Source organism: Nakamurella sp. (assembly GCF_048594475.1).
Lineage (GTDB): Bacteria > Actinomycetota > Actinomycetes > Mycobacteriales > Nakamurellaceae > Nakamurella.
The window spans coordinates 1-9,995 of sequence record NZ_JBMDXT010000519.1 but is presented as its reverse complement, the minus strand read 5'-3'; the positions used below and the strand labels follow the sequence as shown (position 1 = coordinate 9,995).

The window sequence follows — 9,995 nt, the reverse complement described above, 5'->3', positions numbered from 1 at the left end:
CAGCGGGATGCCGGACTCGATCATCTCCAGGACCAGCGCGGCGGTCCCCACCTTGAGCAGGGTGGTCGTCTCGCTCATGTTGGAGTCGCCGACGATCACGTGCAGCCGGCGGTAGCGCTCGGCGTCGGCGTGCGGCTCGTCCCGGGTGTTGATGATGGGACGCGATCGGGTCGTTGCGCTGGAGACGCCCTCCCAGATGTGGTCCGCCCGCTGGGACAGGCAGTACGACGCCCCGCGCGGGGACTGCAGCACCTTGCCCGCGCCGGCGATCAGCTGGCGGGTAACCAGGAACGGGATCAGCCCGTCGGCGATCTTGGCGAACTCGCCGCCCCGGGCGATCAGGAAGTTCTCGTGGCAGCCGTAGGAGTTGCCGGCCGAGTCGGTGTTGTTCTTGAACAGGTAGATGTCGCCGCCGATGCCCTCCTCGGCCAGCCGGGACTCGGCGTCCACGACCAGGTCCTGCAGGATCCGCTCGCCCGCCTTGTCGTGGGCGATCAGCGCCGGCAGCTCGTCGCACTCGGCGGTGGCGTACTCGGGGTGCGACCCGACGTCGAGGTACAGCCGCGAGCCGTTGCGCAGGAAGACATTCGACGAGCGGCCCCACGAGACCACCCGCCGGAACAGGTAGCGGGCCACCTCGTCGGGGCTGAGCCTGCGCTGTCCGTGGAAGGTACAGGTGATGCCGAACTCGGTCTCGATGCCCATGATCCGCCGCTGCATGCGCCCGACCCTATGCCTCGGGCCCGTCGGCCGGTGGCCGCAGGGCGACGACCGGCCGGCCCGGGGTCCGGCGGGTCGCGTCCTGCACCTCGCCGATCAGGGCCTCGATGACGTCCTCCAGCATCACCACGCCGACGACCGCGCCGTCCGCGGTGACGAGCTGGGCCAGATGCGCGCCGATGCGGCGCATCCGGTCCAGCGCGGTCCGCAGATCGGTGGTCGGGGCCACGGTGGGCAGCTCCCGGATCCTTTCCGCCGGCACCGGCTGGTCCCGCCGCTGCGCCGGGAGGTCGACCACGTCGCGGATGTGCAGGTACCCGGCGAAGACCGCCGACCCCGACGGCGCCGAGGGCGTCGAGGGGGCCGCCGACGGGCCGTCGCCGGTGCCGGCGCCGTCGGCGACCCGCACCGGGAAGCGCGAGAACCCGGTCCGCGCGCACATCCGCTCGATCTCGGCCGGGGTGACGGCGGCGGACGCGGCGACCACCTCGGCGATCGGCACCATGACGGCCGAGACGACGGTGGTGTCGAAGCCGAGGGCCGAGGTGATCAGCTGGTGTTCCTCGTCGTCCAGCAGCCCCTCCCGGCGGGACTCGGCGACCAGCTCGGCCACCTCCTCGCGGGTGAACGCGGACGCCACCTCGTCCTTGGGCTCGCGGCCGGTCAGCTTGACGACCGAGTTGGCGCACCAGTTCAGCGACCGGATGATCGGCCCGATCGCGGTGGCGATCGCCCGCAGCGCCGGTGCCAGCGCCAGCGCGGTCCGTTCGGGGTCGGCGATGGCGATGTTCTTGGGCACCATCTCGCCGAACGCGACGTGCGCGGACACCACCAGCAGCAGCGCGATGACCAGGGAGACCGGGTGCAACCAGGCCTCGGGTACGCCGAGGGCGTGGAACACCGGTTCCAGCAGCGCGGCGACGGCCGGCTCGCCCAGCGCGCCAAGCAGCACCCCGCACAGGGTGATGCCCAGTTGGGCGCAGGCCATCATCAGCGACACGTGCTCCATCGCCTTGAGCGTGGAACGGGCGCGGGCGCTGTTCACCGCGACCGGTTCGATCACCGACCGGCGGGCGGCGATCAGCGCGAACTCGGCGGCGACGAAGAACGCGCTGGCCGCCAGCAGGACGACGACCAGCCCGAGGAGCAGCCATTCGGTGGTCATCGGCGCTCACCGCGCCGGTCGCCGGACTCGCCGGATTCGTCGGTCGGCTCGTCACCGCTGTCCAGGCTGACCGCCGACATCAGGACCGACTCGACGCGCCGCCGGTCGAGCCCGTGCACGGTGAGCCGGACGGTCACCGCCCGGGGCAGGTCGTCCTCGGTCTCCGGCTCGATCGCGGCGTCGTCGGAGTGCAGCACCTGATGCTCGGGCACACCCAGGTGGGCCGAGGCGTCCATGGTCGCGTCGACCTCGACGGTGTCGTACTCCCGCGGCATCCGGCCCAGCCGGGCGATCACCAGTCCGGCCACCGTCTCGTAGGCGTTCGACTCCGGCAGCCGCACCCCGGTGACGTCGACGATCTCGTCGGGCCGCAGGGTCCCGGGCAGCAGCCAGGTGTCGTCGGACCGCCGCTCGGCCGGGCTGTCCACCGGGTCGTGCTCGTCGGTGATCTCCCCGACGAGTTCCTCGACGACGTCCTCCAGGGTGAGGATGCCGGCGGTACCCCCGTACTCGTCGGCGACCACGGCCATCTGCAGGCCGCTGCGCAGCTCGTCCAGGACGTCGTCCAGCGGGATCGAGCCGGGCACGACCGGCACCGGCACCATCAGTTGCTCGACCCGCACCCCGGCCCGCTCGTCCGGCGCGATGGCCACCGCCCGCTTGAGGTGCACCAGGCCGACGACGTCGTCGGAGTCCTCCCCGGACACCGGGAACCGGGAGTGGCCGGTCTCGGCCGCGGCCACCAGCAGGGCCTCCGCGGTGTCGGTGGCCTTGACGAACCGGACCCGCACCCGCGGGGTCAGCACGTCGTCGGCGGTCTTGCCGGAGAACGAGATGGAGCGGGCCAGCAGGCCGGCGGTGGGCTGTTCCAGGGTGCCCTGGGCGGCGGACCGGCGGACCAGCGAGTCCAGCTCGACCGCCGAGCGGGCCGACCGCAGCTCCTCCTGCGGTTCGACGCCGATCATCCGCAGCACCGCGTTCGCCGTGCCGTTGAGCACGACGATCAACGGCTTGAACAGCATGGTCGACACCCGCATCGGGGTGACCACCGTCTTGGCCGTGTCCAGCGGCTCCGCGATCGCGATGTTCTTGGGCACCAGCTCGCCGAACACCATGGACAGGACGGTCGCCACGATCAGCCCGATCAACGTGCCGATCGACTGCGCCGCGGTCTCCCCCAGGCCGATCCGGTCCAGCAGCGGCGCGACCAGGTCGGCCAGGGCGGGCTGCATGACGAAACCCAGCGCCAGCGTGGTGATGGTGATGCCGATCTGCGCACCCGAGAGCTGGGTGGACAGCGACCGCAGGCCGATCATCAGGGACTTGGCGCCCCGGTCGCCCTGGGCCGCCTGCTTGGCCACTGTCGCCCGGTCGGCGGTGACCAGGCTGAACTCGGCGGCGACGTACAGGGCGGTGCCGGCGATGAGGATCAGGCCGATACCGACCATGATCCACTGCGTGATCAATTCTGTGCTGCTCCCCGGCAGGTGACGGCTGTACCGATGACGGTAACGGATCGGCGGCGCGATTCCGGCCGGGCGTGGCGCCCCGCCCGCCCGCTCGGTGCCACCGGCGGGCCGGGGACCCTCAGACGACTCCCATCCGGCTCGGGAGCGATTCGGGCCGCCCGCGCGTTGCCATGGGCATGACCGTCTTGCTGCTGCTGTTCCTGGAGATCGCCAGCCTGCTGATCGTGGGGTCGTGGATCGGCGTCGGCTGGACCCTGCTGCTGCTGGTGGCCGGCTTAGTGCTGGGCCTGGCGCTGATCGGGCGCGGCGGCCGGGAGGCGATGGGTGCGGTGAACCAGGCCGCCCGCTCCCGGCAGGTCACCGACGACACGGTCACCGGCGGGTTCCTCACCGTCGTCGCCGGTGTGCTGCTGATGATTCCCGGCTTCGTCTCCGACCTGGCCGCCCTGGCCCTGCTGCTGCCTCCGGTCCGGTCCCTGGTCCGCCGGCGGATGCAGGCGTGGGCCCAGCGCAGCGCCGCCCAGGTCCGGGTGGTGCACCTGGGTGGCGCCGCACCGGGCATGTGGCCGCCGGCCGGCGCGGGCCTGGGCGGCCGCCGCGGCGACGGGATGGTGGTCGACGGCACCGTCGTCGACGCGTCGGTCGACGGATCGGCGGACGGATCGGTGGACGGATCGGTCGACCTCACCCCCGGCGACCCGGGCTCCCCGGCCCGGTCGGGGGTCGTCGAACGCCGACCGGGCGACCATCCGGTCGGCTGACCGGACCCGGCGGTGCGACGCGGCCGGTCCTACAGCCCGGCACCGAAGCAGGTGAACGGCGCCGGGTCGCCCTCGATCTCTCCTGCCGCCTTGATCGCGCCGGCCAGCGCGATGGCCGGGGCCTCCCCCTTGAACAACCGCTCGTGGTAGGCGGTCATGACGGCCGCCGCCATCCGGTCCGAGATGCGGCTCGTGCCGGCCACGACAGTGCCGACCCCGCTGCGCAGCAGGGCGGCCACCAGGCCGAGCGGCTCCCCGCCGGGCCGGTCGTCGGTCCGGCCGACGTCGCAGCTGGACAGCACCACCTGGGACGGCAGGGTGGGATTCGGCGCGACGTCGTAGCCGTAGAGCAGGCCGTCGGCCAGCAGCACCCCGGAGAACAGCGGGTTCTCGGACTCGTGGTGGCCGTGGGCGGCGATGTGCAGCAGCCCGCCCGCCGGGATCGCGTCCAGCACGGCCCGGCCGGTGGCATCGGCCCCGGTGAGCAGGCGGTTCGACGCCTCGAACGGGCTGCCGGCGGCGTAGACGTCGGCGACCGCCTGCGCCTCCTCGACGCCGTGCGGCACCTCGGGCCCGGCGACCGCGAGCACCCCGTGCCGGAATTCCTCGGCGGTCCGGCCCATGCCGGCCACCGCGGCGGTGACCGAGGGACTGACCGAGATCGCCCGGCCGGACAGCCCGGGCAACAGCGCCCAGGGCACGATGGCGGCCGCCCCGGCCGCGGCGACGATCACCGGGCCGTCCTGGACCAGCGGCTCGACCGGGCGGGCGATGTAGTCCGCCACCCGGTTCAACCCGGACTGCAGGGAGGCCGCGGCCACCCGGCGCAGCGGAGCCAGCACCCGGTGATCGGCCAGCACGTTCAGGTCGCCGATGATCCGGTTCAGTGTCGGCTCGAGCCCGAAATCCGGACCCAGCCGCAGGTAGCGGGCCGTGCGCGCGGTGATCACCAGGGCGTGGAACCGGCCGCCGCCGCGGAACGGGGCGACGATGCTGACGTGGCCACCGGCCTGGGCCAGCCGCCGCTGCACGGCCGCCAGCGACAACGGCCGGTTCACCGCGCCGCTCCCGCCGACCAGCCAGGACCGCGACCGGACCCGCCGGCGCAGCTGATCGACCTCGTCCTCCAGCTCGGGATCCGGCTCACCGGCCTGCTCGGCCATCCGCGCCCGGTACATCGCCATCCGCAGCTTGGACAGCTCCCTGGCCAGGACCCCGTCGGCGGACGGCCGGACGGCGGCCAGCCGGGTGCTCGCCGCCCGGGACCGTTCCAGCCACTGCAGGATCGCGGCCGGCGACTCGGTCTGCAAGGCGGTCCGCAGGCCCAGCCGGGTCAGCTCCAGTCCGTGCACCGCCGACGCCGACTGCAGGTCCTGCGAGCCGAACCGGGCCTGGTACGCGGCGAGCTCGTCCAGCCCGCGACGGATGTGCAGCAGGCCGGCCGACCGGCGACCCCGGACCAGCTCCAGCCGGGCGTCGACCACCCGGGTGTGCAGTTCGGTCGCGATCAGCGGGAGCCGCGGGTGACGCCGGCGTCCGGCGCCGGCATCGCGGGCGCCGAGGGCGGCGGCCGCGGCCGCGGCCCGGTCGGCCGCGTCGAGGTCACCCGCCTCCAGCAGCGCCTGCGCCTGCAGCAACCGGACCGCCCGCGCGTCCTCCCGTAGGCCGGCCGCCGCCAGCGTGCCCGCCAGCTGGTCGGCCCGGTCGGCGTCCTGGCGGGCGCGTCCCGGGGCGGCCGACCGCCGGGCCGCCCGCACCTGACGGGCGGCCCTGATCTCCATCACCCGGGCGGCGAGCCCGCCCCGCTCGTGCTTGGCCGTGGCGTAGGTGCGCGCGGCCCGGCGGGCCGCCGCCCGGGCCGCCAGCGCCGCCCCGTCGACCAGATCGACCTCGGCGGTGACCAGCAGCGCGTCGGCCAGGTCCACGCGGGAGCGGTCCCCCGCGAACACCCGCTCGGCGAGTTCGGCGACCTCCCTGGCCTCGGCGAGCAGCCCGGCCGCCAGCAGGACCTTGGCCCGGTCCAGGGCCCGCACGCCCGAACGGACCAGCGGCCCGGCCTCCTCGGCCCTGGTCATCTGCTGCAGCGCCCCGGGCAGGTCCCCGGAGATGTATTTGACCAGACCGAGATTGTGGGTGGCGATCACCACCGCGGCGTCCAGGCCCGCCGTCCGGCCCAGCTCCGCGGCGGCCTCGCAATCGGCGGTGGCCGGCTCCAGCCGCGCCTCGCTCAGGTGCAGCAGGCCGCGCCAGAGCAGGGCCCGGACCAGGTTGTGCCGCGACCCGCCGGAGCCGGAGAGGGCAGCGACGGCGGCGTCGAGATGCTCCAAGGAGGAGTCGAGCCGGCCGGTCCTGGCCATCAGCACGCCCCGGGAGGCCTGCACGATCGGCCCGGCATCGGGGCTGGCGCGCAGGGCCGCGTCGAGCAGCGAGGCCGCCTGCTCGACCTGGCCCAGCTCGACCTGGGCGTCGGCCATCGTGATGAGGATGCGGGCGCGCAGCGCGGCGGCCGCCTCCGGCGGCAGGCCCTCCCGGCCGAGCCGGGTCAGCGCCCGGCTGCCCAGCTTGTACCCGGTGCCCGGCCGGCCCAGGTCGACGCTGCCCCGCGCGCGGGCCCACAGGTCGGCGGCGGCCAGCTCCGACGGTCGAGCGCTCGACACGGCGCGATCGGCCGAAGGAGTCACCGAGCTATCACTCCTCGTCACGTCCGACGAATCCCTGAGGCCGCCAGGTCCGACATGTCGGGGTTCGCGGCGGGCGCGGCCACCCGAACGGCCGGCCGGCGGCCGATGTCCGTCCTCAGTTGTACCCTGCTCGGCCCCGCGGTGGGCAGCGCGGGGCCCGCAGACGCCACATCGCCCCCGAACGAGGGTCCGGGAGCGGCGACGGAGGGCGGGCCGGGGCCCGGCGGTTACAGGTGAACGGCCGGGGTGACCACCGGAAGGGTGAGCGAGGGATCGGAGTCCAGGGTCGGGTGCAGCACCAGTTGCGCCGGGCCGGCCGGCACGGCGTCGAAGACGAAGCGGCCGGACTCGTCGCATTCGGCGGTCATGGTGGACTCGCCGACCCGCAGCTCGGCGTGCAGCCGGCCACCGGGGGCGGCCCAGCCGTCGAGCCGGACGCGGCCGTCGCGCTGCGGATTGACCACGACCATGACGGTCAGGTTGTCGCTGGCGAAGGTGACCCGCCGGGCATGTTCCACCGACCGGGTGCCGGTGGCCCCGGACACCGCCAGTTCGGACTCCACGAGCCGGGCGAACTCGGCGTCGAAGTCCTGGGCCTGCAGCCCGAACAGCACCAGGTCGGGCAGCATCTGCGGCATCGGGTCGACCGTGTCGTAGATCGCCTGCAGGTCGGCCAGGATGCGCAGGTCGGCCCGGTCCATCGGCACCGGCCGGTCGTCGTCCCGGTCGTCGTCCCAGTCGAAACCGCCGTCGAGGTCGAGGCCGTGCAGCAGATCGGGCAGGGCCACCGTGCCGTCGAAGCCGGCGGAGCCGGACGCCGGACGGCCACTGCCGGCACGGTCGGCATAGTCGGCATGGTCGTCGCGCCCGGAGCCGGCCGCGTTGCCACTCGTTGCCGTCATGTCCAGTCTCCCCCGTCGAGGCGGGCGCGCAGCTTTGCCAGGCAGCGCCCTCGTGTCGGACCGATGGAACCCACCGGTATTCCCAGGTCCACCGCGATGGTGGCGTAGTCAGGTCGTGGTGCGAAGGCGATGACCGCCAGGAGCCGCCGGCAGCGTTCGGACATCTCGGAGACCAGTTCCCAGAGCCGGCGCTGCTGATCGGTCAGCACGGCCGCGTGTTCGGCCGACGGGGCGCGGGGCAGATCGTCGTCGGTGGGCTCCTCGCCCGTCCGCTTGGCGCTGTTGGCCCGCTCGCGCCAGGCCAGCCGGCGCAGGCTGACGGTCAGCCACCGGACGACGGCCAGCGGATCGCTGATGGTGTCCTTGCTGCGGACCAGCGACAGGAACGTCTGCTGGACCACGTCCTCGGCCTCGGCGGACGAGAGCCCGCACTGCCGGGCGGTGTGCCAGAGCAGCGGGCTGACCAGCCGGACCAGCGTGTCGATGGCCCCGGGGACGCCCTGGCGGTACTCCTCGAACGCGGTCCCGGCCCGCACCACGAGGTCGCCGACGTCGGCCCGCCGGCGCAGCCCCTCGGGCGTGGTGCCGCGGGCCGCCGCGGCGCCGGACGGCGCGGGCGCCGGATCCGGGGTGGTGGGACCGGTCGGGACCGACCCGGCGGTGACCGGATTGAGCGCACCGGATGTCGGGGCGGCCGCCGCGGCGACCGCGGCGCCGGGTATCGGCTCCGTCACGATGTCCTGGTCGGAGCCGATCACTGCCCGTACCTCCCCATTCGAACGCCCAGAGCGCACACGTTCGGATGGGAGCCGTGACGGCGATGAAGACGCACGGTTCCTCCCGACGCGACGGATCTGGCGCTGCCGACAGACGTCGACAGCAGCTTAGGGGCGGCTCTTTCGATCCCGAAAGGACCTGCACCCCTCAGCCAGGTCCTTCCCGAACACGGACAGGACGGGCGATCGCGACCGGGTGATACGAGAGCCCACCGTCAGTCATGTGATCTGGGTCACAGTGCTGCAACGCGGTGGGCGTCCTCGGCCGTCAGCCCTCGTCGGGTGCGACCGGCGGGGTGCCGGCCGGGTCGGCGGTCGCCGGGTCGGCGCTCGGACCGGCTGCGGCGCCGGGCTCGGCGGGCGGCGTGAGCAGGGCGGACAGCGTCGCTCCCTGGATCCGGCGGAAGGTCCGTCCCGGCGCGCTGCGGTCGAGCACGGCGACCTCGAGCTGGGTCGGCAGCAGCGTGCGGGGGGCGTTCTCACCGGTGGAGCCAAGGGCGGTGACCGCCGCCCGCAGCGCGGTGGGCAGGTCCCAGCCGACCTGGAAGGTCGCGTTGAGGGCGGTGATCACGGGCTCGGTGACGCCGCCCATCACGACGAACTTGCGTTCCTCGACGATCGACCCGTCGTAGGAGATGCGGTAGAGCTGATCGCGCACCCCCGGGGCGTTGTCGTTGGCCGTCGGCACCGTGCCGGGCGGGCCGACCTCGGCCACACAGATCTCCACCTCGAACGGCTTCTGGTGCTCGGAGAAGATCGACCCGATGGTCTGCGCGTAGGCGTTGGCCAGCCAGCGGCCGGTGACGTCCTTGCGGTCGTAGGAGAATCCGCGCACGTCGGCGAGCCGGATGCCGGCCGTCCGCAGGTTCTCGAACTCGTTGTAGCGCCCGGCCGCGGCGAAACCGATCCGGTCGTAGATCTCGCTCACCTTGTGCAGGGCCGGCGAGTGGTTCTCCGCGACGAACAGCACCCCGCCCTCGAAGAGCGTGACCACGACGCTGCGCCCGCGGGCGATGCCCTTGCGGGCGTACTCCGAGCGGTCCCGCATGAACTGCTCGGGAGAGGCGTAGATCGGCATCGTCACGGCGGGCTGGGCTCCTCGAACGCAGGGTGCTGGGACTGGCGGCGCTCCGGACGGGCCGGAACGAGTCGGGCGGGCCGGTCCGGGGTCGGACCGACCCCGGGCGGGGAAGGTCAGCCGCCCGGGTTGACCATGCGGCCGGCGACCACGGCCTCGGCGACCACGCCGACCTCATCGTCGCTCCACCGCACTGCGCCCTCGACGGTGATCGCGACGACCACGGGGAAGATGCGCCGGGTCAGGTCCGGCCCGCCGGTGGCGCTGTCGTCGTCGGCGGCGTCGTACAGGGCCTCGACCGCGGTGCGGACCGCGACCGGCAGATCCGCGGACCCGTCGTACCGCTTCTTCAGGGCCGACCGGGCGAAGGTGGATCCGGATCCGACGGCGTAGTAGTCGTGCTCCTCGTACTTGCCGCCGGCGACGTCGTAGGAGAAGATCCG

The 9,995-nt window shown here is 73.8% G+C and carries 8 protein-coding genes and 1 pseudogene; 1 reads left to right on the top strand and 8 read right to left on the bottom strand.

Going from position 1 to position 9,995, the window contains the following annotated elements; all coding sequences use genetic code 11:
- The 3 genes from ACOJUF_RS23445 to ACOJUF_RS23435 all read right to left on the bottom strand — a co-directional run.
- The coding region (locus ACOJUF_RS23445; RefSeq protein WP_420124221.1) for a proteasome accessory factor PafA2 family protein at positions 1 to 720 on the bottom strand (720 nt) is incomplete at its 3' end.
- A gap of 10 nt (positions 721 to 730) precedes the next feature.
- Positions 731 to 1,885, bottom strand: coding sequence for a hemolysin family protein (locus tag ACOJUF_RS23440; RefSeq protein WP_420124220.1), 1,155 nt, complete (start codon positions 1,883 to 1,885; stop codon positions 731 to 733).
- Positions 1,882 to 3,351, bottom strand: a complete 1,470-nt coding sequence (locus ACOJUF_RS23435) for a hemolysin family protein (protein ID WP_420124219.1) — start codon at positions 3,349 to 3,351, stop codon at positions 1,882 to 1,884. Before ACOJUF_RS23435 ends, ACOJUF_RS23440 begins: the two co-directional genes overlap by 4 nt.
- A gap of 179 nt (positions 3,352 to 3,530) precedes the next feature.
- On the opposite strand from ACOJUF_RS23435, the gene ACOJUF_RS23430 reads away from it, so the two are divergent.
- Positions 3,531 to 4,115, top strand: coding sequence for an FxsA family protein (locus tag ACOJUF_RS23430; protein WP_420124218.1), 585 nt, complete (start codon positions 3,531 to 3,533; stop codon positions 4,113 to 4,115).
- Positions 4,116 to 4,144: 29 nt separating this feature from the next.
- Here ACOJUF_RS23430 and ACOJUF_RS23425 read toward each other — a convergent pair whose 3' ends face one another.
- The 5 genes and pseudogenes from ACOJUF_RS23425 to ACOJUF_RS23405 all read right to left on the bottom strand — a co-directional run.
- Positions 4,145 to 6,772: a CHAT domain-containing protein gene (locus tag ACOJUF_RS23425; RefSeq protein ID WP_420124217.1), complete on the bottom strand. Its 2,628-nt coding sequence runs from the start codon at positions 6,770 to 6,772 to the stop codon at positions 4,145 to 4,147.
- 251 nt (positions 6,773 to 7,023) lie between these two features.
- On the bottom strand, positions 7,024 to 7,698 hold the full coding sequence (locus ACOJUF_RS23420) for a hypothetical protein (protein WP_420124216.1): 675 nt from the start codon (positions 7,696 to 7,698) through the stop codon (positions 7,024 to 7,026).
- On the bottom strand, positions 7,695 to 8,456 hold the full coding sequence (locus tag ACOJUF_RS23415; RefSeq protein ID WP_420124215.1) for an RNA polymerase sigma factor: 762 nt from the start codon (positions 8,454 to 8,456) through the stop codon (positions 7,695 to 7,697). Before ACOJUF_RS23415 ends, ACOJUF_RS23420 begins: the two co-directional genes overlap by 4 nt.
- Positions 8,457 to 8,742: 286 nt before the next feature.
- Positions 8,743 to 9,558: a proteasome subunit alpha gene (prcA, locus tag ACOJUF_RS23410; RefSeq protein WP_420124214.1), complete on the bottom strand. Its 816-nt coding sequence runs from the start codon at positions 9,556 to 9,558 to the stop codon at positions 8,743 to 8,745.
- A 110-nt stretch (positions 9,559 to 9,668) separates the two neighbouring features.
- Positions 9,669 to 9,995: pseudogene (locus ACOJUF_RS23405) on the bottom strand (proteasome subunit beta); the annotation flags it as partial.